This is a genomic window from Pseudomonas sp. 2hn (genome assembly GCF_019646095.1).
GTDB classification, from domain to species: domain Bacteria; phylum Pseudomonadota; class Gammaproteobacteria; order Pseudomonadales; family Pseudomonadaceae; genus Aquipseudomonas; species Aquipseudomonas peradeniyensis.
The window spans coordinates 2,835,075-2,857,303 of sequence record NZ_CP081016.1 but is presented as its reverse complement, the minus strand read 5'-3'; the positions used below and the strand labels follow the sequence as shown (position 1 = coordinate 2,857,303).

Here is a 22,229-nt window from a genome sequence, read left to right as displayed (position 1 = left end):
CCTCTGCGCAACCGCGCTATGACGCTTTGCGCGGTCGCTTGGCCGCCGGCTTCTTCGCCTTGGTCTTGCCACCCAGGCTGCGCTTGAGCAGCTCGGTGAGGTCGATGATGTCGGCGCCCTTCTCCGCCGGCGCGCCCTCGCCTTTGTCCACGGTCTCGATCTTGCCCTTGCTGGCCTTCTCTTCCACCAGGTCGAGGATAGTCTGGCGAAAGGCATCATGGTACTCGTCGGGTGTCCATGGCCCGCTCATGTCTTGCACCAGCTTCCTGGCCATGTCCAGTTCGCGCTTGTCCAGCTTGCTGTCGGTCACGCTCTTGTCCAGTTCCAGAGACGCGAGGTCACGCACCTCCTCGGGCCAGCGCAGGGTAATCATCACCAGCGCGTCCTCCAGCGGGCGCAGCAGCGCCAGGTGCTGGCGGGTATGCAGCACCACGGTGGCCAGGGCCACCTTGCCGGTACTTTCCAGGGTCTCGCGCAGCAAGGCATAGACCTTGCCGCCACGACGGTCAGGGCTCAGGTAATAAGGCGTGTCGAACTGTTGCAGCGGGATCTCCCTGGCATCGACGAACGAGAAGATATCGATGGTCTGGGTCGCCTCGGGCCGGGCCTTGCGAATCTCCTCCTCGCTGATCACCACATAACGGCCCTTCTCGTACTCCACGCCCTTGACGATGTGCTCCTTGTCGATCTCCTTGCCGGTCACCTTGTTCACCCGCTTGTAGCCCACCGGCTCCATGCTGCGCTTGTCGAGCCAGTCGAAATCGACGCGCTCGGTGCGCACGGCGGTATTGAGGGAGACGGGGATATGCACGAGGCCGAAGCTGATCGCACCTTTCCAGATTGCCCGGGCCATGGTCGGCTCCTACGCGTCGAGGGGTTGGCCGGGCTGGCTGTAGAGCAGCGCACCGCAGCGTTCGCAGCACTGGCAGTCAAGCCCGGCGATTTCACGGACCGACAGGCTGCGCCACTGGCAGCCACGCAGCAGACAGACGAGTTTCATCAGCCACCTCCTTGGCCCGCACGATTTGGGGCTCTTACAACAGCTGACTGCGCGTCGCGGCCAAGGTTTATTCGACTTTGCCCTACGGCAGTGGACTACCCCCGGCGACACCGAGCTGTTCGTGGGCCTGGTCCACGCGCTCTTGAGGGCCCAGCTCAGTTCACTTCTCCTGCAGCACCGCCCGCCCCTTCACCGCCCTGGGGCCCAACCAGGCCCAAACCAGCAAGCCGGGCAATGGGGCATAGACGACGAAGATCACCCAGAGCATCTTGCGCTCAGCGCGCCGGTCACTGCCGATGATGTGCCAGATGGCGTAAATCTCAAGGGCGATGACCATCAGGGCGACAAAGAACCAGATCGTTGCGATTTCCATGAGCACTCTCCCATTGGCATGTTCTGCTTTGGGTGACCCGGCTGGCTCATGGTTCATTCAAATTTGGCAGCTCGATTGAGTGCCAGCCAGCTTTTGCGTCCCGGGGCTCATCTGGTTGAACAAAGCGGCTCGCCTGTGCCTCTACCGAGAAACCTCTGGTGGAAAAGCTCATGATTAGAGATGAGAAGAAGGAAGCGCTGACGGCCTGGCGTGAGGTGTTTGACAGGCCGGAGATTCGGATGGCTGCGCCAGATCAGTATGAGGAGCTGGTTCGGCTGGCCGACAACTACCAACACGACGGCCTGATAAGTAAAGAGGAGAAGAACGCCTTGATCTTCGAAGCCACCAACCGCTACGCGAGACTCGTTGCAGGTAACGGCTCGCAAGACTGAGGACAGTGGCCGTGAGGGGCAGCTCAAGGGGATTCAAGGGCTGCATCCGAGCTCGTGAAGGATAAAGGCAATACCACTTCAAACGTCGTCCCCGCTTCAGCCGTCGATTCGACCTCAATTCGTCCACCGTGACCAGCGACGATTTCCGATGCGATGAATAGCCCAAGCCCTAGCCCTGCCGCCGAACCCTTTTCGCTTGAGGCATAGCCTGAGTACCGTCCCTCTGGACTGAAGAGATAGGGCATGGCTTCGGCCGGAATGGGCTCGCCCGAATTGTGAACGTTAATACATGGCCCGGCAGCCTTATGCGTCAAGGTGACCGTGATGGCAGACGCTTTATCTCCATGGTGTATGGCGTTGCCAATCAGGTTGGAGAAAACCTGAGCCATACGGGCTGAGTCGAATTGTCCCGTCACCTGCCCTCTTTCCTTGAAGAGAATGGTTGCCTCGGGAAACGCCATTTGCAATTCCTCGATCACCGCACGACAGATGGGATTGAGCTCGACATTTTCAGGGTACACGGGAATACCTGTCCCTAGGTTGCAACGCGCCAGGTCGAGCAGATCGTTGACGATGCCAGTGGCGCGGCGTGCGCTCGTGCAAACCTGGGTTGCCAATATTCTGCCTTTTCCTTCCACTCCCTCCTGGCGCAGTAACAGATCGCCGGCCATCAGCACTGCTCCCAAGGGTGAACGTAGATCATGGCCAAGCACCGCGAGAATCATTTTGCGTGTGGAGTCCACCGCTGCCCCGTAGGCGGCAATCGACTCGACCAGAGCCTGGTCAATGGCCTCATTGAACCGAATCATGTCCTGGACGTGATCCTTCGTGGTGGATCCTTCCTGAGCAAGCCACAGCGACAGCACACTGGAACGCAGTGCGCGATATTCGGAAACCATCTGATCCATCGAGAAGCCTGCTATCAGACGGGTCATTGCGTGGGTCTGCGCGGCAGTCTCGCTGGACGTTTGTGGGCCTCGGCCCTTCGCTTTTTCGGACTGTTGCTGTGCGGTTTTAGCCGTACGCATATCTGCGGCAGCGGTACGTAAAATCCTTTCACCGTGGTTCCTCAAACCCGCGGCGTCCTGTTTCGGCTGTGCTGTTCTGACTGAGCGAGCGAAGTTCTCCCAAGCCTGGAGAATCTCCTCCATGCTGCTCTCGATGAAATCGTACAGTCTCATGACGTTCCTCAATATGCTTCCAGGCAAGCGCTCAACCAGCCTAGTCCATCAAGCCAACACTGTATAACAACGGGTACCCTGCCTCTGGTCAGCCTTTGGAAACGACTGGTTCTAAGCACTGACTAACGAGGAAATACGGGGTAATCGGTATGCGACGCAGGGTACTGGTGGTCGAGGATGACGACATCCTTAGATGGCTGATGACAGAAGCGGTGACTCACTTGGGGCATGACGTCATTGAGTGCGCCAATGCGGATGACGCCTTGGAGAAGTTTTCAGGCGACCAGCGGCTTGCCTTGGTGATCACAGATGTGCGAATGCCCGGCCACATGGATGGTATCGACTTGGCCAAAGCCATCTGGGCAGCCTGCCCACAGCTTCCGGTGATCATCGTATCCGGCCATATGGCGCCGGCGCCTGGTTTTCTGCCGGCGAATGCCCGCTTCATCAGTAAACCCTGCACGCTGGATGAACTCAGTCGCACAATGAATGAGCTGCTTTGCGTTAAGCGATCTGGACAGAATGGCCCACGGACACCAACAGGTGGTCGTCCATGACCTGTTCGACCACCTTGCGCATCGCCTGTCGATCATCCAGGCCTTGTTCGCGGGCCAGCGCATAGGTTTCGCGCTGGTGATCGGCACTGGTACCGTCGCGCAAGATACGCCGGGCCTGGATGAAGGCGCGTTCGGCATCGGCGGTGTCGGCCGGGCATTGCCTCTGCAGTTGCGTCAGCCAGCCTTCGGCGCTCACCGGCTGTTGCTCGTGCACGCCGATGAAGGTGCCCAGGCGGCCCTGACGCAGGGCACGCCAGTAGTTTTCCTGGGTGACCCAGCGCATCTCACGGCTCGAGACGGCGTCACTGCGCCCCAGCGCATGCTCGACAAGGTGGCGAAACAGCCCGGCGATGGCCAAGGCATCGTCCAACCGGGGGCAGCCATCGCAGATACGCAGTTCGACGGTCGGAAACCGCCGCGAGGGTCGGATCGCCCACCAGAAGTCGCCGTCCTCGGCCAGGCTGCCGGTGCGTTGCAGCAGCGCCCGGTAGCGCTCGTAGGCGCTCCAGTCCGGCAGCGGCTCGGGCAGCCCCATGTGCGGCCACTCCCCGCACACCACCCGTCGGTAGCTCATGTAGCCCGTATCCTGGCCGCTCCAGTACGCAGACGAGGTGCTGAGCGCCAACAGCAGGGGCAGCCAGTACGACACCCGATTGATCACCTGCATGCGATCGACGCCGGCCGGCACGCCGACGTGTACGTGCAAGCCGTTCAACAGGCTGCGCCGGGCCACCAACCGGTAGTCGTCGAACAGCTGACGGTAATGCGGGGTATCCCGTGGACGCTGGCGCAGCCATTGGGCACTCGGGTGGCTCCCCGCGCCGTAGAGGCCGGCCCCCTCACCCGCCAGTGCCTGGCTCAGGCGTTGGCGCTGCTCGGTGAAAAAGCCACGGGCCTGATGCAGCGTATCGAACACCGGCGAGGCGACCTCCACCTGGCTGCGGAACATTTCCTCGGCGAACCAGGGCCCCAGCGCATCGCGGCAACAACGGGCCACGGCCGGGGATGGCGCGGCCAAGACACGCCCCGTGGCCAGGTCCACCAGCAGGTATTCTTCCTCGATGCCGAACGTGCAAGACCGCGCCATGGCTGCATCAGCCCCGGCGGGTGACAGTCAGGGCGACGGCGGCGATGCGCTCGACCTGCTCGTAGCCAGGCTCGAGCAACTGTTCGCCGAACACATCCGGGTCCAGCTCCCTATAGGACCAGCCGAACGCAGGTCCGGCCAGGCGCAGGCGTACGGCCTCGAGCAGCGCGTCGCGCCCCTCGACGATCGCGACACCGGTGTACAGCAGCAACCTGCCGCCGATCGACAGTCGCTCACGGGCCTGCTCGACGATGCGCAATGACAGTTCGGCACCCAGCGCGCCACCACCATGGCGGTAGGCGCGCTGGGCGAAGTCGAGCATATAGGGCGGGTTGGCGACGATCAGGTCGAATGTGCCGACGATACCGTCGAGCAGGTCACTGGGCTCCACCGAGACGTTGGCCACGCCGGCCAGTGCTGCATTGATGGCGGTATGGCGCAGGGCCATGGGGTTGATGTCCACCGCGCTGACCTGCGCATGCTGCGCGGCGCGGGCGATCAGCAACGCGCCGACGCCACTGCCACAGCCGATGTCGACGGTATGCTGCACGCGCTGGGGACTGTGCCGCAGGTGATCCTGGATCACCTGGGCAAACCGGTAACTGTCGGGGCCGAAGAACACCGCGTCGCGGCTGTCGGTCGGCCAGGCGGAATGCACCAGCAGCAGGTCGTCCAGGCTCGACCAGCGCACCCTGCTGCGCCACAATGTGCCTTGTGGTTCGAGCACGCCGGCAGTATGCAGGTGTTGCAGTTCGTCAGCGCTGAGCAGCGACGCGGCGAACGGTCGGCTCCAGCCAAACACATCGCGCAGAGTGCGAGCCTGGCGCGCTTCGGCGCGGGCATTGACCCTGGCCTGGGTCGCCGGGGTCACGCAAGTAAAACGATAACCGTCGGCACGCAGGCGCCGCCCCAGCTGCAGCAAGGCCTCGTCGGCACGGGTCTGGTCCTGGTCGAGCAGCATCAGTTCGGCCCTCCCTGCATCAAACCGGTGGCCTGGATGAACGCACGGGTAGCGCGCAGGCCCTGGGGCGTGGAATGGCGATTGCCGGCCATCGCTTCGATCAGCGCGGCCATATCGGCCGCCTGCGTTACGCCGGGCGCCTCCTCCAGTTGCAAGGCCTGCTCCCACTGCCCCGGCGACACCCGACGCACATTGGCGCCCTGCCAGGTGCCGGCGATCCAGTCGTGCCAGAGCTGCTTTTCATAGGCATCGAACACGCCGAACATGGCCGCCACCGGACCATCGATCAACGACCAGAATCGACTCTGCCGAGGATCGCTATTGCGCTTGATCCACCCCTGGGCTTGCAGTGCATCCAGGAACCCGGGCATCGCACCGGGCTCGGCCAGCCACTGGTTGATGGTGCGCCCCTGCAGGCGACAGCGGTCCGAATGCATGCACTGTCCATAGACGCGCTTGCGTTCCAGCGTGCTGAGCAACTCTGCCTGCAGGTCGAACGACGCGATCAATGACGGCGTGTCGACGCCCAGGTCATTGAGCCTGTAGCCGTGCCTGACGCGCTCATAGAACGCCGGCCCCTGGTCACGGGACAGGTCGATGAAGCTCTCCAGTGAGCGCCGCGCATGACCGCTGGCGGCATTGTCGATGGTCACATGCAGCTGGAAATAATGGGCGTCGATGCCCAGCTCTGCCAGCTCATGGATGGTGATCAGCAGGTGCAACGGTGGCTGCTCGTACCCCAGGTTGTAACCGATCACTTCCGCTAGAAATCGATCGCAGTGCTGCCCCAAGGCCAGTTGCAGCGCGCCTTGCAGGTAACGTGCTGAAGGTAGCGGTGCCCCTTGCAGGCAGCCGAGACGACTGAGCAACCGCTGATAGATCAACACGTGGTTGCAACGCGGATCGCCATCTCCCAGTTCTTCCAGAAAGGTGCGGATCAACCCGTGAAAACGCGGGTCCCGCCAATGGCACAGGGCGCCGTGCAACCATGCGCCGTCGACCGCCTTGGTTGGCGCGACCTGTTGCAGGAACCACAAGGCATGGGCCCGGTTGTCGAAGTAGCGCCGCGCAGCCCCCTGGCGCCGTTGTTCAAGATAAGCCCTGTGTTCACTGGCGACCCGCTGGGCATGGGCTTCTGCCCATTCCGGCAAGCGCCCGGGATCATCCGGCAGGTCGTCCGCAAGCGTGCGCACATGGCGCAGCTGCTGCTGCAGCCAGGCCTCGCCTGCCGGATCAGGGCCCTTGAGCAGGACCCGATAGCGATGCTCAAGTCCATCGGTCGCCTTGTCGGTCACACCCTCAGTCATCGCCAGCATGCCCGGTTCCTCGCTCATTGATTCTGCGGTCTGGTCTCTGGGGATGGGTTGGTCGTGGGTGTATCGGGCTGCTGCATCTGCAGCGAGGGCTTGCTCGGGTCGGCGTCCTTGGCTGGATGGTCGTTATCACGGTCGAAACAACCGCCCAGCAGGCTCAGGCTGCCCAGCAGGCAGATCAAAGGGGTGATACGCATGGAATGCCTCCTTGGTGGGTATGCGCGGTGCCAGGCAACCCCGGCACCGCGTGCCCTCACTTACGAGCGGCCACCCTTGCGGCCGGACTCGGTCTGGCGGTTGTCGCCACCACTGCTCTGACCGCCCTTGCGGCCGGCTTCGGATGCCTTCTCGCGGTCATTGGCGAAGTTGCCCGGGTTCTTCGATCCACCCTGGCTGCCGGTCTTGTTGCTGTCTTTGTTGGCCATGGTTGCAAAACCTCGTGTGGCTAAGGGATGCACGGCTGCATGCCGTACAGAGTTGGGAGTACGGCGATAAGGAGGGATTCGGATTATTCCGGGGTGATCGGACCGGTGGCGCTAAACATGCCAATGCCCTGTATCTGGGACGCAAGCGGACGCAGGCATGGTTGACCCTTTCACGCACTCTGGCATAATCCGCACAACCTACCGGTCGGTAGGTTTATTTTTCTAACGGCTTTCCCAGTCATGCCTGCCTCCAACCTGCGTTTCGCCGCATCCCTCGCCCTGATCGGCGCCCTCGGCCCTTCAGCCATCGACATGTACTTGGCCAGCCTGCCGGAAATGGCTCGCGACTTCGCCACCGGCTATACCCAGGTGCAGTTGACCCTGACCGTGTTCCTGCTGGCGATGGGCGCCGGCCAGTTGCTGTTCGGCCCCGTGGTCGATGCCCTGGGCCGCCGTCGTCCGCTGCTCGCGGGACTGATGGTGTTCAGCCTGGCCTCCCTCGGCGCGGCCGCCGCGCCTTCGTTGGACCTGCTGCTGATCGCACGCCTGGTCCAGGGCCTGGCCAGCGCGCTGACGCTGGTGGTGATCATGAGCATGGTGCGCGACAGCGCCGACGGCGCGCGGGCGGCGCAGATCTTTGCCCTGCTGATGACCATCGAAGGCCTGGCGCCGATCCTCGCCCCGGCACTGGGCGGGGTGATCGACGCGGCCTATGGCTGGCGGGCGATCATGCTGGTGCTGGCCGGGCTGGGGCTGCTGACCCTGCTCAATTCGATGCTGACGCTCGGCGAGACCTTGCCTGCAGGGCAGCGGGTACGCCTGGCGCCGACCCGCGCATGGCGCACCTATGCGCGCATCGCCGCCGACGGCACGTTCCTGCGTCCGGCCCTGGCCTTGTCGGCGGTGTTCTTCTTCCTGTTTGCCTACATCGCCGGCTCCGCCTACGTGTACCAGCAGCACTTCGGCCTTTCCAGCGCCCACTTCGGCCTGCTGTTCGGGGGCTGTGGCGTGGCCATCCTGCTCGGCGCGGCGCTGTCCGGTTACTGGGTGACGCGCCACGGCGTGGCTCGCGTGGCCTGGTGGGGCGCGCTGTGCATGGGCGGCGGCGCGTTGCTGACGGTGTCCGCCGGGCTGACCGGCGCGGGCCTGCCGCTGCTGCTGGCGGGCGTGGTACTGGCGCTGTTCGGCCTGGGCATTTGCGAGGCCACCTTGATGGCCCTGGCCATGTCGTCGCAACAACGTGACGTCGGCTCTACCGCAGCCCTGCTCGGCGCCCTGCAACTGGTGATCTCGTCCAGTGCCACACCGTTGGCCGGGCACCTGGCCACACTGGGGCCGCTGGCCTGGGCCTGGCTGCTGGCGGCCGCTGCCCTGGTCATCGTCGGTTTGACCCGCGCCGCCGTGGCAAAGACAATCAGCGCCTCGCCCCATCCCAGCGTCAACCCGGAGTGACCGCCTTGAAAGCCCTGACCCCTTCCGCCGCGCGCATCTGCGACCATGCCGTCGAGCACTTTGCCGAACACGGCTACGACGGCTCGTCGCTGAACGAGATCGCCGCCCTGGCGGGCATGCGCAAGGCTTCGCTGTATGCCCATTTCGCCAACAAGGATGCGTTGTTCGTGCGCGCCTTCGAACGGGCGCTGGCGGACGAGACCGCCTACGTCGAGGCAGGGTTCGGCCATGAAGCGGCGGGCCGCGAGGCGCCGGGGCACTGGCACCCGCTGCACCTGGCCGAGCGCTACGCCGCCTCGGCCAACCTGCGCTTCGTGCTGCGCACGGCGTTCCTGCCGCCTGCGCCGATCCGCTCGATCGTCACCAGCGGCTTCGAGGCCTACCTGGAGCAGATTCGCCTGGGCTTCTGCCAGGCGCTGCGCGAGCGCCACGTCTGGGCCCGCAGCGATGGCAACAAGCTGGAACTGTATGGCGATGCGTACCTGGGGATCATCGACAGCCTGCATGTGGAGCTGCTGTATGCGAACCCGGCGGTGTATGCGCGGCGGGCGGCTTCGTTGCTGAAGATTCTCGATGATTCGCTGTATCTTGCCGGTCTGTAGGGTGACCCTGTACAGGATTCAAGGGCCCTATCGCGGGGCAAGCCCGCTCCCACGTTTACCCGTGGGAGCGGGCTTGCCCCGCGATGGCGGTGGTCAGTGCTCGCGCCATCAGGGCCTGACCTTCTTGAGCTCGTTCAACAATTCCATCAACTTCTCCAACTTGTCCTCGCCGAACTGGCGCTGGATCTCCTGGTAGTTGCGCTCCATCTCCTCGCTCATGGCCAGGAACGCCTGCTGGCCGCGCACGGTCAGGCTGATGAAGATCCGTCGCTGGTCCTCCGGCGACTTGCGCCGGCCCACCAGGCCGTCGCGCTCCAGGCGCTTGAGCACGCCGCTCATGCTCGGTTTGAGAATGCAGGCCAGGTCCGCCAGCTGGTGGCTTTCCAACTCACCCTGCTGGCGCAGGATGCGGATCACCCGCCACTGCTGCTCGGTCAGGTCATGGGCATTGAGGGCCGGACGGAAGAACGCCATGGTCGCTTCGCGGGCCTGCAACAGGGTCAACGTCAGGGAAGGTCTAGGATTGGTCATCAGGATAAACGGCTGGTTTTATTAAGATATTAATAAAGTGAAAACCATTTTCACCCGTGCTGTCCAGCCCCTGTGAAAAGTACCAGCGCTCCCGGCAAACGCCCATTCTCCAGGCGCCACCTTCGTTGCACGATCAGTTGAAGCCCGCAGCCCGGAAGTGGTCGCCTCATGTCAACGCAATCCCGCCTGACGCTGGCGGTACTCCCCCGGCGTCATCTGCGCATGGCGCTGGAAGAAGCGGCTGAAATACGCCGGATCCTTGAACCCCAGCCGGTAGCAGATCTCGTTGGCCGAACCGCCGGTGTACAGCAGCAATCGCCGCGCCTCCTGCATCAGCCGTTCGAACACCAGGCGCTTGGACGGCAGGTCGGCCATGCGCCGGCACACATCGTTCAGCCGCGCCTCGGTCACCCCCAGCGCCGCCGCATAGGCCGGCAGCGTCCAGTGGTCGAGGTAATGACGCTCGATCAGCTCGTTGAAACGATGGAACAGTTGCAGGTCCTCGTGCCGCGCGGGCGTGGCCTCCAGGGAATTGGCGCCCAGGCGCAGCAGGCTGATCATCACCAGGCGTGCCAGGTCCTGCACGGCGGTGCCCTGCCCGGCCTGGCCATGGCCGATTTCGTCACCGAGCAGGTCGAACAGCTGCTCCAGGCGCCGCACTTCCCCGGCCGCCGCGCCCTGCAGGTGACCGAGGGCGACGCAGGCCGGTTGCAGTCGCGGGCCCAACGCCAGCCCAGGCTCGGCCTGCAGCAGTTGCCAGACCAGTTGCTGACGCACGGTCAGCACATGGCCGTCGGCGTCGGCTTCTGTGACGAAGGCATGGGGAATGGTCGGCGGGGTGAGGAAGAACATCGGCCCGGACTCGTGGTAGCGCTGCTCATCCAGATACACCCGTACGCTGCCGGTCTTGACGTAGTGCACCTGGAAGAAGCGGTCGTGGCGGTGCACCGGCATGTTGCGACCGAAGAAACCGGCCAGGTTGCCCAGGCGGTCGTAGTGCACCTCGCTGTCGCTGTAGCGCTGGTCGTAGACCTGACCGATGTTGATGTTGGGGATCGGCTGTCGTTCTTTCATTGTTGTTCTCGCAGCGGTGAAACGCGCCGGGGAAACCATCGTAGCACCACCGGCCAGCGGTGGACGCCTTGACGATCGTTAACATATTAAATATAACGTTAACACATTAACAAAAACACCACGAGGCGCCCCTGGTCGCCTCAATCACCGCAGGAGAAAAGCATGAGCCGTGCCTTGCACGAGGTCGCCAACGGCAGCTTGTTCGGCGTCGCCCTGAACTACCAGGGCCTGCTGCAGCAGCATCTGGCATCCTTCCATGAAGCGCCGTACCGGCAGCCGCCGGTCAAGCCGGTGCTGTTCATCAAGACCCCGAACACCCGCAACGAGCATGCCCGACCGGTAACCTACCCTTCGGCAGTCGATCGCCTGCAACCCGGCCCCGCGCTGGGCGTGGTGATAGGCAAGGACGCCAGCCGCGTCAGCGTCGAAAACGCCCTCGCGCATGTGGCCGGCTACACCATCGTCAACGAGTTCAGCCTGCCCGAGGACAGCTACTACCGCCCGGCGGTCAAGGCAAAGTGCCGCGACGGCTTCTGCGCCATCGGCCCGCAACTGGTGCCCGCCGCGCAGGTCGGCAACCCCGACGCGCTGGGCATCCGCCTGTGGGTCAACGGCGAGCTGCGCCAGCAGAACACCACCGCCAACTGCGTGCGCGGCGTGGCCCGGCTGATCGCCGAGATCAGCGAGTTCATGACCCTGCATGCCGGCGACGTGCTGATCACCGGCACCCCCGAAGGCCGCGTCGATGTGCTGCCCGGGGACCGCGTGACGGTCGAGATCGACGGCCTTGGCCAACTGACCAACCCCATCGTCGCCGAACAAGGACTCGCCCCATGAAGCACGCCCGTATCCAGTTCGACGGCCAGGTCCATCAGGTCACCGTCGAGGACGACCAGCACCTGCGCCTGGCCGATGGCCGCCTGGTCCATGCCGACCAGGTCACCTGGTTGCCGCCGGCCACCGGCAACATGTTCGCCCTGGGCCTGAACTACGCCGACCACGCCGCCGAGCTGGCCTTCACCCCGCCCACCGAACCGCTGGCCTTCATCAAGTCGCCGGGTACCTACACCGGGCACGAGCAGGTCACCTGGCGCCCGGACAACGTCAAGTACATGCACTACGAGTGCGAGCTGGTGGCGGTGATCGGCAAGCCGGCGCGCAACGTCAAGCGCGAGGACGCCCTCGACTACCTGGCCGGCTACACCGTGTGCAACGACTACGCCATCCGCGACTACCTGGAGAACTACTACCGCCCCAACCTGCGGGTGAAGAACCGCGACGCCACCACCCCAGTGGGTCCGTGGATCGTCGACGTCGCCGACGTGCCGGATCCGTCGAAGCTGACGCTGCGCACCTGGATCAACGGCGAGCTGAAACAGCAAGGCAGCACCGCCGACATGATCTTCGACATCCCCTACCTGATCGAATACTTCTCCAGCTTCATGACCCTGCAGCCCGGCGACATGATCGCCACCGGCACCCCGGAAGGCCTGGCCGACGTGGTGCCGGGCGACGAAGTGGTGGTGGAAGTGCAAGGCGTCGGCCGCCTGGTCAACCGAATCGTCAGCGAAGCCGAGTTCTTCGCCCGCAAAGCACACGAGGCAACAGCATGATCAAGCACTGGATCAACGGCCGCGAAGTCGAGAGCCGCGACACTTTCATCAACTACAACCCGGCCACCGGCGAAGCCATCGGCGAAGTCGCCAGCGGCGGCGCCGAGGAAGTCGCCCTGGCCGTGGCCGCGGCCAAGCAAGCCTTCCCGAAATGGGCCAACACCCCGGCCAAAGAGCGCGCCCGGCTGATGCGCCGCCTGGGCGAGCTGATCGAACAGAATGTGCCGCAGCTGGCCGAACTGGAAACCCTGGACACCGGCCTGCCGATCCACCAGACGCGCAACGTGCTGATCCCCCGCGCCTCGCACAATTTCGACTTCTTCGCCGAGGTGTGCACGCGCATGGACGGCCACACCTACCCGGTGGACGACCAGATGCTCAACTACACCCTGTACCAGCCGGTGGGCGTGTGCGGGCTGGTGTCGCCCTGGAACGTGCCGTTCATGACCGCCACCTGGAAGACCGCGCCGTGCCTGGCCCTGGGCAACACCGCGGTGCTGAAGATGAGCGAGCTGTCGCCGCTGACCGCCAATGAGCTGGGGCGCCTGGCGGTCGAGGCCGGTATCCCCAATGGCGTGCTCAACGTCATCCAGGGCTACGGCGCCACCGCCGGCGATGCCCTGGTGCGCCACCCGGACGTGCGCGCCATCTCCTTCACCGGCGGCACCGCCACCGGCCGCAAGATCATGCAGACGGCGGGCCTTAAGAAGTACTCCATGGAGCTGGGCGGCAAATCGCCAGTACTGGTCTTCGAGGACGCCGACCTGGACCGTGCCCTGGACGCCGCGCTGTTCACGATCTTCTCGCTCAACGGCGAGCGCTGCACCGCCGGCAGCCGGATCTTCATCCAGGAAAGCGTGTACCCGCAGTTCGTCGCCGAGTTCGCCGCCCGCGCCAGGCACCTGATCGTCGGTGACCCGACCGACCCGAAGACCCAGGTCGGCTCGATGATCACCCAGCAGCACTACGACAAGGTCACCGGCTACATCCGCATCGGCCTCGAGGAAGGCGCACGCCTGGTGGCCGGTGGCCTGGAGCGTCCGGCCGGGCTGCCGGCGCACCTGGCCAAGGGGCAGTTCATCCAGCCGACGGTGTTCGCCGACGTGAACAACTCGATGCGCATCGCCCAGGAAGAGATCTTCGGCCCGGTGGTCTGCCTGATCCCGTTCAAGGACGAGGCCGAGGCGCTGCGGCTGGCCAACGACACCGAATACGGCCTGGCCTCATACATCTGGACCCAGGACATTGGCAAGGCCCACCGCCTGGCCCGCGGCATCGAGGCGGGCATGGTGTTCATCAACAGCCAGAACGTGCGCGACCTGCGCCAGCCGTTCGGCGGGGTGAAAGGCTCGGGCACCGGGCGCGAAGGTGGGCAATACAGCTTCGAGGTCTTCGCCGAGATCAAGAACGTGTGTATATCCATGGGTAACCATCACATTCCGCGCTGGGGCATCTGACGTCATCGCGGGGCAAGCCCGTTCCTACAAGCCAATGTGGGAGCGGGCTTGCCCCGCGATGCGGCCACAACAACAATCACAGGAGATTCCCATGGGCAAACTCGCTCTCGCCGCCAAGATCACCCATGTACCCTCGATGTACCTGTCCGAACTGCCCGGCCCGCGCCAGGGCTTTCGCCAGGCGGCCATCGACGGCCACCACGAGATCGGCCGGCGCTGCCGCGAATTGGACGTGGACACCATCGTCGTGTTCGACACCCACTGGCTGGTCAACGCCAACTACCACATCAACTGCGCCGCGCATTTCGAGGGCCTGTACACCAGCAACGAACTGCCGCACTTCATCGCCAACATGGACTACGGCTTCCCCGGCAACCCCGAACTGGGGCGGATCCTCGCCGAGGAATGCAACCGCCTGGGCGTGGAGACCATGGCCCACGACGCCACCACCCTGGCCCCGGAATACGGCACCCTGGTGCCGATGCGCTACATGAACGCCGACCGTCACTTCAAGGTGATCTCGGTCTCGGCGCTGTGCACCTCGCACTACCTCAACGACAGCGCGCGCCTGGGCTGGGCCATGCGCAAAGCAGTCGAGAACCACTACGACGGCAGCGTGGCCTTCCTCGCCAGCGGCTCGCTGTCGCACCGCTTCGCCCAGAACGGCCAGGCCCCGGACTTTGCCACCAAGGTATGGAGCCCCTTCCTGGAGACCCTCGACCACCGCGTGGTGCGCATGTGGCAGGACGGCGACTGGGCCGACTTCTGCGCGATGCTGCCCGAGTACGCGGTCAAGGGTCACGGCGAAGGTTTCATGCACGACACCGCCATGCTGCTCGGCGCCCTGGGCTGGTCGCAGTACGACGGCAAGGCCGAGGTGGTGACGCCGTACTTCGGCTCCTCCGGCACCGGCCAGATCAACGCGATCTTCCCGGTCACCCCTCAGGACGGCAGCACGATCCCCGCCGCCCAGGCCTCGAACCCGGCCGGTGTCACCGCCACCAGCCGCCTGTAAGGAGCACCGTCATGCCCCATCTGGTCCTGCTCTACAGCCCGGACATCGAAGCCGACGCCGATATGCCCGGCCTGTGCCGCGCCCTGGCCGAGTGCATGCTCGCCCAGCGCGATGAAGATGATCGACAGGTGTTCCCCACCGGCGGCACCCGCGTGCTGGCCTACCCGGCCGCCCATGCGGCGATCGCCGATGGCCGCGGCGACTACGGCTTCGTCTACGCCAACCTGCGCATGGGCAGCGGTCGCAGCGCTGCGGTGCACCGGCAGGTCGGCGATGCGCTGCTGGCGGTGCTGCGTCGGCAGCTGGACGCGCTGCTGGAACGTCGCCCGGTCGGCGTGACCCTGCAGATCGATGAAAGCCAGGCGCAGGTGTACGACGCCAAGCACAGCAGCCTGCATCCCCTGTTCACCCGTCAGCCCTGAGGTCTCCATGCTCGACGCCCGCATCATCCAGCAAGCCGCCGCCCGCCTCGACCAGGCCGAACGCATCCGCGAACAGGTCGGCCAGTTCTCCCTGGAATACCCCTCGATCAGCATCGAGGACGCCTACGCCATCCAGCGCGCCTGGGTGGCGCAGAAGATCAAGGACGGCCGCAAGCTGGTCGGCCACAAGATCGGCCTGACTTCCCGGGCCATGCAGGTCTCCTCGAACATCACCGAGCCGGACTACGGCGCGCTGCTCGACGACATGCTGTTCGACGAAGGCAGCGACATTCCCTTCGAGCGCTTCATCGTGCCCCGGGTCGAGGTGGAGCTGGCGTTCATCCTCGGCAAGCCGCTCAAGGGGCCGAACGTAACCCTGTTCGACGTGCTCGACGCCACCGAGTGGGTGATTCCGGCCCTGGAGATCATCGACGCGCGCATCCAGCAGGTCGACCCGCTCAGCGGCGCCACCCGCAAGGTGTTCGACACCATCTCCGACAACGCCGCCAACGCCGGCGTGGTCATGGGCGGTCGCGCCGTGCGCCCAGGCGACGTCGACCTGCGCAAGGTGCCGGCGGTGCTGTACCGCAACGGCGTGATCGAGGAGTCCGGCGTATCGGCGGCGGTGCTCAACCACCCGGCCAAGGGCGTGGCCTGGCTGGCCAACAAGCTGGCGCCATACGACGTGGGCCTCGAAGCCGGCCAGATCATTCTCGGCGGCTCGTTCACCCGCCCAGTGGCCGCCCGCCCCGGCGATACCTTCCACGTCGACTACGATCAACTCGGTTCGATCGCCTGCCGATTCGTCTGACGCCTGCCCAGACAGCAGAGATTCCTGTGGGAGCGGGTTTACCCGCGAAAGCATCATCAGCATCGCCATCGCATTCGCGGGTGAACCCGCTCCCACAGAGCACCTGCGAATCCACACGTTCACCGAGGACCGCCCATGGACATGCCCATCAACACCTTCAAACAACGCCTGCGCGCTGGCCAGGCGCAGATCGGCCTGTGGCTGGGCCTGGCCGACCCGTACTGCGCGGAGCTGGCGGCCAATGCCGGTTTCGACTGGCTGCTGCTCGACGGCGAGCACGCGCCCAACGACCTGCGCAGCCTGCTCGGCCAGTTGCAGGCGGTGGCGCCCTACCCGGCCCAACCCATCGTGCGCCCGGTGATCGGCGATACCGCGCTGATCAAGCAGTTGCTGGATATCGGCGCGCAGACCCTGCTGGTGCCCATGGTCGAAAGCGCCGAGCAGGCACGCCAGCTGGTGCGGGCGATGCACTACCCGCCCCACGGCGTGCGCGGTGTCGGCAGCGCGTTGGCACGAGCATCGCGCTGGAACAGCCTGCCCGACTACCTGGACCAGGCCGACGAACAGATGTGCCTGCTGGTGCAGGTGGAGAACCGCGAAGGCCTGGCCAACCTCGATGCGATCTGCGCTGTCGAAGGCGTCGATGGCGTGTTCATCGGCCCCGCCGACCTCAGCGCGGCCATGGGACACCGGGGTAATCCGGGGCATCCCGAAGTGCAGGCCGCCATCGACGACGCCATCGTGCGCATCGGTCGCGCCGGCAAGGCGGCGGGAATCCTCAGTGCCGACGAGACGCTGGCGCGACATTACATCGAACTGGGCGCGGCGTTCGTCGCGGTCGGGGTGGACACCACGGTGCTGATGCGCGGCTTGCAGAGGTTGGCGGGCAAGTTCAAGGAAGGGGCCGCTACCATCGCCCAGGGCGGTGTCTACTAGTCCGGCCTGGTAGCGCGTAAGCTCGATGTTGGGAGCGCACTGGCCCCTGCGACAGTGCCATGCTAGCCTCCGCGCGCCCCGCCCTGCGGGGTCGCAACAACATCGAATCAAGGAGTCAGGCAATGGACCTGCAGTTTCTGGGCACCTCTTCGGGTGTGCCCACCAAGGCCCGCAACGTCAGTGCGACCGCGGTCATCGAATCCTCAGGCACCGGCTGGTACCTGGTCGATTGCGGCGAAGGTACCCAACACCAGTTGCTGCACAGCCCGCTGTCGGTGCGCGACCTGCGCGCCATCCTCATCACCCATGTGCACGGCGACCACTGCTTCGGCTTGCCGGGGCTGCTGGCCAGTGCCGGCATGTCGGGGCGCAAGGAACCCTTGCAGCTGGTGCTGCCGGCCGAGCTTCAGGCCTGGGTGCGCCAGAGCCTGGCGGTCAGCGATACCTACCTGCCCTTCGAGCTGCAGATGCAGCCGGTCGAGACCTTCACCGGGCTGGAACATGGCAATGTGCAGATCGGTGTGGTCGAGCTGTCGCACCGGGTGCCGTCCTACGGTTTCGTGTTCGAGGAGCGTGACCCAGAGCCACGGCTGGACACCCAGCGCCTGCAGGCCGACGGCATCCCCGCCGGGCCGTTGTGGGGGCAACTGGCCCGTGGCAGGACTGTCGAGCACGAGGGACGCCAGCTCGATCCGCAGGCCTACCTGCAACCGACGCGCCCGGCGCAGCGGATCATCGTCTGCGGCGACAACGACCGCCCGGAGCTGTTGAGCACGCTGGCGGCGAACGTGGATGTGCTGGTCCATGAGGCGACCTTCACCCAGCCGGTGGTCGAGCGTGCCCAGGCCACCTTCGGCCACAGCACCGCTGCAGCGGTGGCGCGCTTTGCCGAAACGGCGGGCGTGAAGAATTTGGTGCTGACGCATTTCAGTGCCCGCTACCAGTCGGGCGGCGGGCGTGGTGGCTCCATCGAGGAGGTGCGTGAAGAGGCTCAGGCGCACTACAACGGGCACCTGACCCTGGCCCGCGACCTGCAGCGTTATCGGCTTGGCCGTGATGGGGTGTTGGTCGAGGTGGAGTAACGCCCCGGACGGGGACCTATCGTGGGAGCGGGCTTGCCCCGCGATGAGGCCTGTCCAGGCACCTTCATTGCCTGATCGGACGCTATCGCGGGGCAAGCCCGCTCCCACGACAGACCGCACAATGCTACTGATTCCTGGGCGATCTCCTGCCGCGTCAATGCGCCGGATGTTTCTCCACGCTGGCCGCCAGGCAGTAGCGATCCCGCCCCTGACGCTTGGCTTCATAAAGCGCCGCATCCGCCGCCGCCATCAGGTTCTCCGGGGTCACCGTCTCCAGCGTCGGTGCGCCCACCGCAATACCGGCACTGGCCGTGACATGCCCCAACGGGCTGCCGGCATGCTCGATGCCCAGCCGGCGCAACAGTTGCAGGATCTCCTGGACGATCTGGCTGGCCCCCTGGACATCGGTATCAGGCAACAACAGGGTGAACTCCTCGCCACCATAACGCACCGCCAGGTCCCCCGGGCGCTTGAGCGCCTGTCGCAACAGCTCGGCGAAACGCCGCAGGCACTGGTCGCCCGCCGGGTGGCCGTAGCGGTCGTTGTAGGCCTTGAAGTAATCCAGGTCGAGCATCACCAGTGCCAGCGGCCGGCCCTGGCGCCGTGCCCGGCGGATCTCCGGCTCGAACACCGCGTCCAGCCGCCGGCGGTTGCCCAGCCCGGTCAGGCTGTCGCTCAGGGCCAGCGCCTTGAGGGTCTGGTGGGCCTGGTGCAGCGCACGCTCGATGGCGATGCGCTCGCGCAACTGGCGCAGGACGATCCAACCGAAGCCGGCCAGGCCGACCAGCAGCAGGACCAGCAGCGCCACCGACTTGAGCATATCGTGCCGCCAGGGCCCGACGATCGACTCGCGGGACAGGCCCGCCTGCACCACCAACGGGTAGCTGGACAGCGCGCGGAACGCGTACAACCGGGTTGTGCCGTCGACCACCGCCACCGCCTCGGCCACCCCTTCGCTAGCATAGGGCAGGTGGCGTCGGAAGATCTCGCTGCCAGCCAGACTGCGACCGATGACCTGCTCGACGAACGGCCGGCGCACGAGGATGGTGCCGTCGCGCTTGGCCAGCACCAGGGCGCCACGTTCATCGATCTTGAAATCACCGTAGTAACGCACGAACCAGTCGACCTTGATGGTGCCCAGCAGCACCCCGGCGAAGCGCCCATCGGGCAGGTCCAGGCGCCGCGAGATGGGGATGATCAGGTCGCCCGTGGAACGGCTGCGCACCACGGAGCCGATACGCACCTGGCGATCGGCGTGGGTCTGGTGGTAGATGAAATAGTCGCGGTCGGCGTTATTGGCCCCCGGCGGTACGGCATCCTTGTCGGTGACGATCCAGCTGCCATCGGCGCCATAGACGAACAGGCCGTGCAACTGCGGCATGATCTGCACCTGTTGCTTTAACAGGGCGTGCATCCGCGGTCGATCGACATGGGCAATGCCATCGCCTTCGAGGCGCTCGGCCAGGACCGCGGTGATCGCGTCCACCTGGCGGATGGCGTCCTCGGCGTGCTGGGCCGTGGCCCGGGCCAGGTTGGTGACCGCATTCTCGGCATCGCCGAACGCCTGCCGGTACTCGCGCCAGATCCGCCAGCCCTCGATCAGCACGAATGCCAGCATGACCACCGCCATGAAACCCAGCACCAGGCGGAACAACGACACGGCGCGGCCCTCGCCGGTCACCGCGAAGACGCCGTCATCAGTGTGTTTCCTGGCTGCTGCCATCAAAGTCCCTTGTCGTCACGCACTGGCCGCTCATCACTATAGTTCAGACAAGCCACTGTCTATCACCTGTAGGAGCGGCCTTGTGCCGCGAAAGGGCCGCAGAGCGGCCCCGCGATCTATGCATGAGTGTTGAAACCCAGGGGCCGCTTTGCGGCCCTTTCGCGGCACAAGGCCGCTCCTACAAGTGCCCGTTCAACCAAGCTCCGTCATGATCGCCTCCATCAACGCCCGCACTCGCCTCGGCTGCACCCGGGTCGGCGGATAGACGATCTGCAGCGCCACCGGTCCGGCGCTGAACTCGCCCAGCACCTCCACCAGCCTGCCACTGTCCAGGTCATCCTGCACGTCACGCAGCGACTTCAGGCACAGGCCATGCCCGTCCACAGCCCAGCGCCGCACCTGCTCGCCGTTGTTGGCAACCCGCCGGCCGCGCACGCTGACCGGATGCGCCACCGCGTCCAGGCGAAACGGCCAGACCCGCTCGGTATGGATGCCGAAGCGCATGACGATACAGTCGTGCCGCGCCAGGTCGTCCGGGTGCAGCGGTGTGCCGTACCGATTCAGGTATTCAGGCGCGGCGCATACCACCCGGCGGTTGTCGCCCAGCGCTCGGGCGCGCAGGGAGCTGTCGGCCAATGTGCCATAGCGGATGGCGAAGTCGATGCCCTGCCCGACAAGGTCGACGTAGCCATCAGTCAGGTCCAGGTCGATCGACACGTCGGGGTGCGCCTCCAGGAAGCGGTCAAGCAACGGTGCGATGCAGTGCCGACCGAGATCCACCGGGGCGCTCAGGCGCACCAGCCCGGAGATCTTCTGCTGGCCGTGACGCAGCTGGCTCTGAAGCTCGTCAGCCTCGGCCAGTAGGCGCCGGGCGCCGTCGGCCAGCAGGCGACCGGCGTCGGTCAGGCTGAGCGAGCGGGTGCTGCGGGTCAGCAACGCCACCCCGTAATGTGCCTCCAGCGCCGACAGGCGCTCGGACACGGTGGCCGGTGACAGCCCACGCTCACGGCCCGCCGCCGACAGGCTGCCCTTCTCGATGATGGTGAGGAACAACGCCAGTTGATCCAGCATGGCTTTCGATTTTTCCGAAATATGATTTTGCCTTTCGGCTGATTATTAGCGATTTTATCGCTAATTACACTGCCCGGCATCGAAACCCACGCACTCAGGAGCGAACCGATGACCAGCAGAAGAGACTTCATGAAAGGCACCCTCGCCGGCGGCATCGCCGTGGCGGCGGGCGCGGCACTGGCGAGCGAACCCGGCAGCAGCAACGGGGCGACGCCCGGCAACGGCGCTGGCAAGGCGTTCTGGCCCAACGGCGCGCAACTGGTGATCTCGGTGTCGTTGCAGTTCGAATCAGGTGGGCAGCCGGAGCATGCCGAAAGCCCTTTCCCTCCACTGGACCCACGCTACCCCGACACCATCGCCCCCAGCTGGTACCGCTACGGCCCGCTGGAAGGCGTGCCGCGCCTGCTCGCGCTGTTCGACCGGCACGGCATCAAGGTCACCTCGCACATGGTCGGCAAGGCCGTGGAAGCCTACCCGGAGCTGGCGGCCGAGGTGGCCCGGCGCGGTCACGAGGCCGCCGGGCACGGCCTGCACTGGGCGCCCCAGTACAGCTTGACGCCCGCCGAAGAGCGCCGCCAGTACCAGCAGGCCAGCGCCATCATCGAGCGCGTCACCGGGCAACGTCCGCTGGGCTTCAACGCGTTCTGGATGCGCCACTCCCGCGAGACCCTGAATATCCTCCAGGACCTGGGCTTCCTCTACCACATCGACGACCTGGCCCGTGACGAGCCCTCGATCACCCCGGTGCGCGGCAAGCCGTTCGCCGTGGTGCCCTACACCCTGCGTAACAACGACATCGGCCGCATCGCCGGGTCCACGGCGATGACTGGCGCGGCCTTGCTGCAGGAGCTCAAGGACGAGTTCGACGTACTGTACGCCGAAGGCCGCCAACGCCGTCGGCTGATGTCGCTGTCGGCCCATGACCGCATCGGCGGCACACCCACCGTGGTGCGGGCGCTGGACCAGTTCTTCGCCTATGCCCGCAGCCATGCAGGGGTGGCGTTCATGCGCAAGGATGAGATCGCCCGCTGGACCCTGGCCCAGGGCGATGCGCCGGTCAATCCGCCGCAGGTGTTCGGCTGATTGCAGGCCGGCCAGGCCCAACCTGTAGGAGCGGCCTTGTGCCGCGAAAGGGCTGCAAGGCAGCCCCG

General features: G+C 65.4%; 26 protein-coding genes. 13 read left to right on the top strand and 13 right to left on the bottom strand.

The window, feature by feature from the left end; translation table 11 throughout:
• Window positions 1-16: 16 nt before the first annotated feature.
• The 3 genes from K2O50_RS12895 to K2O50_RS12885 all read right to left on the bottom strand — a co-directional run bounded on the left by K2O50_RS12895 (window position 17) and on the right by K2O50_RS12885 (window position 1,373).
• Window positions 17-853, bottom strand: a complete 837-nt coding sequence (locus tag K2O50_RS12895; RefSeq protein ID WP_220690024.1) for a Ku protein — start codon at window positions 851-853, stop codon at window positions 17-19.
• 9 nt (window positions 854-862) lie between these two features.
• Window positions 863-1,000, bottom strand: coding sequence for a PSPA7_2676 family Cys-rich small protein (locus K2O50_RS12890; RefSeq protein ID WP_177330844.1), 138 nt, complete (start codon window positions 998-1,000; stop codon window positions 863-865).
• Window positions 1,001-1,160: 160 nt separating this feature from the next.
• Window positions 1,161-1,373, bottom strand: a complete 213-nt coding sequence (locus K2O50_RS12885; protein ID WP_050705663.1) for a PLDc N-terminal domain-containing protein — start codon at window positions 1,371-1,373, stop codon at window positions 1,161-1,163.
• A gap of 158 nt (window positions 1,374-1,531) precedes the next feature.
• Between K2O50_RS12885 and K2O50_RS12880 the strand changes: the two genes are divergently transcribed.
• Entirely contained in the window at window positions 1,532-1,765 is a 234-nt protein-coding gene (locus K2O50_RS12880; protein ID WP_156329632.1) for a hypothetical protein, read from the top strand.
• 23 nt (window positions 1,766-1,788) lie between these two features.
• Here K2O50_RS12880 and K2O50_RS12875 read toward each other — a convergent pair whose 3' ends face one another.
• A complete protein-coding gene (locus tag K2O50_RS12875; RefSeq protein WP_050705661.1) occupies window positions 1,789-2,946 on the bottom strand; it encodes a sensor histidine kinase KdpD in 1,158 nt (385 codons plus the stop codon).
• A gap of 149 nt (window positions 2,947-3,095) precedes the next feature.
• Here K2O50_RS12875 and K2O50_RS12870 point away from each other — a divergent pair, with 149 nt between their 5' ends.
• Window positions 3,096-3,503, top strand: coding sequence for a response regulator (locus K2O50_RS12870; protein WP_082337738.1), 408 nt, complete (start codon window positions 3,096-3,098; stop codon window positions 3,501-3,503).
• Here K2O50_RS12870 and K2O50_RS12865 read toward each other — a convergent pair.
• The 5 genes from K2O50_RS12865 to K2O50_RS12845 are packed head-to-tail and all read right to left on the bottom strand — an operon-like array spanning window position 3,451 to window position 7,289.
• Window positions 3,451-4,590, bottom strand: coding sequence for a carboxylate-amine ligase (locus K2O50_RS12865; RefSeq protein ID WP_050705660.1), 1,140 nt, complete (start codon window positions 4,588-4,590; stop codon window positions 3,451-3,453). The genes K2O50_RS12870 and K2O50_RS12865 overlap by 53 nt on opposite strands.
• A 7-nt stretch (window positions 4,591-4,597) precedes the next feature.
• Window positions 4,598-5,551: a class I SAM-dependent methyltransferase gene (locus K2O50_RS12860; RefSeq protein ID WP_050705659.1), complete on the bottom strand. Its 954-nt coding sequence runs from the start codon at window positions 5,549-5,551 to the stop codon at window positions 4,598-4,600.
• On the bottom strand, window positions 5,551-6,867 hold the full coding sequence (locus tag K2O50_RS12855; protein ID WP_050705658.1) for an iron-containing redox enzyme family protein: 1,317 nt from the start codon (window positions 6,865-6,867) through the stop codon (window positions 5,551-5,553). Before K2O50_RS12855 ends, K2O50_RS12860 begins: the two co-directional genes overlap by 1 nt.
• Window positions 6,868-6,881: 14 nt before the next feature.
• Window positions 6,882-7,061, bottom strand: coding sequence for a hypothetical protein (locus tag K2O50_RS12850; RefSeq protein ID WP_050705657.1), 180 nt, complete (start codon window positions 7,059-7,061; stop codon window positions 6,882-6,884).
• A 60-nt stretch (window positions 7,062-7,121) separates the two neighbouring features.
• Window positions 7,122-7,289: a general stress protein gene (locus K2O50_RS12845; protein WP_050705656.1), complete on the bottom strand. Its 168-nt coding sequence runs from the start codon at window positions 7,287-7,289 to the stop codon at window positions 7,122-7,124.
• A 240-nt stretch (window positions 7,290-7,529) separates the two neighbouring features.
• Here K2O50_RS12845 and K2O50_RS12840 point away from each other — a divergent pair, with 240 nt between their 5' ends.
• A complete protein-coding gene (locus tag K2O50_RS12840; protein ID WP_050705655.1) occupies window positions 7,530-8,741 on the top strand; it encodes a multidrug effflux MFS transporter in 1,212 nt (403 codons plus the stop codon).
• Window positions 8,742-8,746: 5 nt separating this feature from the next.
• On the top strand, window positions 8,747-9,343 hold the full coding sequence (locus K2O50_RS12835; protein WP_050705654.1) for a TetR/AcrR family transcriptional regulator: 597 nt from the start codon (window positions 8,747-8,749) through the stop codon (window positions 9,341-9,343).
• A 108-nt stretch (window positions 9,344-9,451) separates the two neighbouring features.
• Here the strand turns inward: K2O50_RS12835 and hpaR are convergent, their stop codons facing one another.
• Window positions 9,452-9,874, bottom strand: a complete 423-nt coding sequence (gene hpaR / locus K2O50_RS12830; RefSeq protein ID WP_050705653.1) for a homoprotocatechuate degradation operon regulator HpaR — start codon at window positions 9,872-9,874, stop codon at window positions 9,452-9,454.
• Between the two features lie 171 nt (window positions 9,875-10,045).
• Complete coding sequence (gene hpaA / locus K2O50_RS12825) at window positions 10,046-10,948, bottom strand: 4-hydroxyphenylacetate catabolism regulatory protein HpaA (protein WP_028688922.1); 903 nt, start codon at window positions 10,946-10,948, stop codon at window positions 10,046-10,048.
• A 162-nt stretch (window positions 10,949-11,110) separates the two neighbouring features.
• On the opposite strand from hpaA, the gene K2O50_RS12820 reads away from it, so the two are divergent.
• From K2O50_RS12820 to K2O50_RS12785, 8 genes are all read left to right on the top strand, one after another.
• Window positions 11,111-11,785: a fumarylacetoacetate hydrolase family protein gene (locus K2O50_RS12820; protein ID WP_050705652.1), complete on the top strand. Its 675-nt coding sequence runs from the start codon at window positions 11,111-11,113 to the stop codon at window positions 11,783-11,785.
• Complete coding sequence (locus tag K2O50_RS12815) at window positions 11,782-12,561, top strand: fumarylacetoacetate hydrolase family protein (RefSeq protein ID WP_050705651.1); 780 nt, start codon at window positions 11,782-11,784, stop codon at window positions 12,559-12,561. Before K2O50_RS12820 ends, K2O50_RS12815 begins: the two co-directional genes overlap by 4 nt.
• Window positions 12,558-14,018, top strand: coding sequence for a 5-carboxymethyl-2-hydroxymuconate semialdehyde dehydrogenase (gene hpaE / locus K2O50_RS12810; protein ID WP_050705650.1), 1,461 nt, complete (start codon window positions 12,558-12,560; stop codon window positions 14,016-14,018). Before K2O50_RS12815 ends, hpaE begins: the two co-directional genes overlap by 4 nt.
• Window positions 14,019-14,109: 91 nt before the next feature.
• Window positions 14,110-15,033: a 3,4-dihydroxyphenylacetate 2,3-dioxygenase gene (gene hpaD, locus K2O50_RS12805; RefSeq protein ID WP_050705649.1), complete on the top strand. Its 924-nt coding sequence runs from the start codon at window positions 14,110-14,112 to the stop codon at window positions 15,031-15,033.
• 11 nt (window positions 15,034-15,044) lie between these two features.
• Window positions 15,045-15,455 (top strand): 5-carboxymethyl-2-hydroxymuconate Delta-isomerase, encoded by a 411-nt coding sequence (locus tag K2O50_RS12800; protein WP_050705648.1) that lies wholly within the window; start codon window positions 15,045-15,047, stop codon window positions 15,453-15,455.
• A 7-nt stretch (window positions 15,456-15,462) separates the two neighbouring features.
• Complete coding sequence (gene hpaH / locus K2O50_RS12795; RefSeq protein WP_050705647.1) at window positions 15,463-16,266, top strand: 2-oxo-hept-4-ene-1,7-dioate hydratase; 804 nt, start codon at window positions 15,463-15,465, stop codon at window positions 16,264-16,266.
• A gap of 135 nt (window positions 16,267-16,401) precedes the next feature.
• Window positions 16,402-17,202, top strand: a complete 801-nt coding sequence (gene hpaI, locus K2O50_RS12790; protein ID WP_050705646.1) for a 4-hydroxy-2-oxoheptanedioate aldolase — start codon at window positions 16,402-16,404, stop codon at window positions 17,200-17,202.
• A gap of 122 nt (window positions 17,203-17,324) precedes the next feature.
• On the top strand, window positions 17,325-18,284 hold the full coding sequence (locus K2O50_RS12785) for a ribonuclease Z (protein ID WP_050705645.1): 960 nt from the start codon (window positions 17,325-17,327) through the stop codon (window positions 18,282-18,284).
• A 154-nt stretch (window positions 18,285-18,438) separates the two neighbouring features.
• Here K2O50_RS12785 and K2O50_RS12780 read toward each other — a convergent pair whose 3' ends face one another.
• Both K2O50_RS12780 and K2O50_RS12775 read right to left on the bottom strand, forming a co-directional pair.
• Window positions 18,439-20,007 carry a sensor domain-containing diguanylate cyclase gene (locus K2O50_RS12780; protein ID WP_050705644.1) on the bottom strand — a complete coding sequence of 523 codons (1,569 nt, stop codon included), beginning with the start codon at window positions 20,005-20,007 and terminating at the stop codon, window positions 18,439-18,441.
• A gap of 192 nt (window positions 20,008-20,199) precedes the next feature.
• Complete coding sequence (locus K2O50_RS12775; protein ID WP_050705643.1) at window positions 20,200-21,078, bottom strand: LysR family transcriptional regulator; 879 nt, start codon at window positions 21,076-21,078, stop codon at window positions 20,200-20,202.
• A gap of 108 nt (window positions 21,079-21,186) precedes the next feature.
• Between K2O50_RS12775 and K2O50_RS12770 the strand changes: the two genes are divergently transcribed.
• Entirely contained in the window at window positions 21,187-22,161 is a 975-nt protein-coding gene (locus K2O50_RS12770; protein ID WP_050705642.1) for a polysaccharide deacetylase family protein, read from the top strand.
• Window positions 22,162-22,229: the final 68 nt, after the last annotated feature.

Excerpts from the sequence above, each read along its gene's own strand:
- K2O50_RS12895 (WP_220690024.1), bottom strand. The coding sequence starts at position 853 with ATGGCCCGGGCAATCTGGAAAGGTGCGATCAGCTTCGGCCTCGTGCAT.
- K2O50_RS12890 (WP_177330844.1), bottom strand. The coding sequence starts at position 1,000 with ATGAAACTCGTCTGTCTGCTGCGTGGCTGCCAGTGGCGCAGCCTGTCG.
- K2O50_RS12885 (WP_050705663.1), bottom strand. The coding sequence starts at position 1,373 with ATGGAAATCGCAACGATCTGGTTCTTTGTCGCCCTGATGGTCATCGCC.
- K2O50_RS12875 (WP_050705661.1), bottom strand. The coding sequence starts at position 2,946 with ATGAGACTGTACGATTTCATCGAGAGCAGCATGGAGGAGATTCTCCAG.
- K2O50_RS12870 (WP_082337738.1), top strand. The coding sequence starts at position 3,096 with ATGCGACGCAGGGTACTGGTGGTCGAGGATGACGACATCCTTAGATGG.
- K2O50_RS12865 (WP_050705660.1), bottom strand. The coding sequence starts at position 4,590 with ATGGCGCGGTCTTGCACGTTCGGCATCGAGGAAGAATACCTGCTGGTG.
- K2O50_RS12860 (WP_050705659.1), bottom strand. The coding sequence starts at position 5,551 with ATGCTGCTCGACCAGGACCAGACCCGTGCCGACGAGGCCTTGCTGCAG.
- K2O50_RS12855 (WP_050705658.1), bottom strand. The coding sequence starts at position 6,867 with ATGCTGGCGATGACTGAGGGTGTGACCGACAAGGCGACCGATGGACTT.
- K2O50_RS12850 (WP_050705657.1), bottom strand. The coding sequence starts at position 7,061 with ATGCGTATCACCCCTTTGATCTGCCTGCTGGGCAGCCTGAGCCTGCTG.
- K2O50_RS12845 (WP_050705656.1), bottom strand. The coding sequence starts at position 7,289 with ATGGCCAACAAAGACAGCAACAAGACCGGCAGCCAGGGTGGATCGAAG.
- K2O50_RS12840 (WP_050705655.1), top strand. The coding sequence starts at position 7,530 with ATGCCTGCCTCCAACCTGCGTTTCGCCGCATCCCTCGCCCTGATCGGC.
- hpaR (WP_050705653.1), bottom strand. The coding sequence starts at position 9,874 with ATGACCAATCCTAGACCTTCCCTGACGTTGACCCTGTTGCAGGCCCGC.
- hpaA (WP_028688922.1), bottom strand. The coding sequence starts at position 10,948 with ATGAAAGAACGACAGCCGATCCCCAACATCAACATCGGTCAGGTCTAC.
- K2O50_RS12820 (WP_050705652.1), top strand. The coding sequence starts at position 11,111 with ATGAGCCGTGCCTTGCACGAGGTCGCCAACGGCAGCTTGTTCGGCGTC.
- K2O50_RS12815 (WP_050705651.1), top strand. The coding sequence starts at position 11,782 with ATGAAGCACGCCCGTATCCAGTTCGACGGCCAGGTCCATCAGGTCACC.
- hpaE (WP_050705650.1), top strand. The coding sequence starts at position 12,558 with ATGATCAAGCACTGGATCAACGGCCGCGAAGTCGAGAGCCGCGACACT.
- hpaD (WP_050705649.1), top strand. The coding sequence starts at position 14,110 with ATGGGCAAACTCGCTCTCGCCGCCAAGATCACCCATGTACCCTCGATG.
- K2O50_RS12800 (WP_050705648.1), top strand. The coding sequence starts at position 15,045 with ATGCCCCATCTGGTCCTGCTCTACAGCCCGGACATCGAAGCCGACGCC.
- hpaH (WP_050705647.1), top strand. The coding sequence starts at position 15,463 with ATGCTCGACGCCCGCATCATCCAGCAAGCCGCCGCCCGCCTCGACCAG.
- hpaI (WP_050705646.1), top strand. The coding sequence starts at position 16,402 with ATGGACATGCCCATCAACACCTTCAAACAACGCCTGCGCGCTGGCCAG.
- K2O50_RS12785 (WP_050705645.1), top strand. The coding sequence starts at position 17,325 with ATGGACCTGCAGTTTCTGGGCACCTCTTCGGGTGTGCCCACCAAGGCC.
- K2O50_RS12780 (WP_050705644.1), bottom strand. The coding sequence starts at position 20,007 with ATGGCAGCAGCCAGGAAACACACTGATGACGGCGTCTTCGCGGTGACC.
- K2O50_RS12775 (WP_050705643.1), bottom strand. The coding sequence starts at position 21,078 with ATGCTGGATCAACTGGCGTTGTTCCTCACCATCATCGAGAAGGGCAGC.
- K2O50_RS12770 (WP_050705642.1), top strand. The coding sequence starts at position 21,187 with ATGACCAGCAGAAGAGACTTCATGAAAGGCACCCTCGCCGGCGGCATC.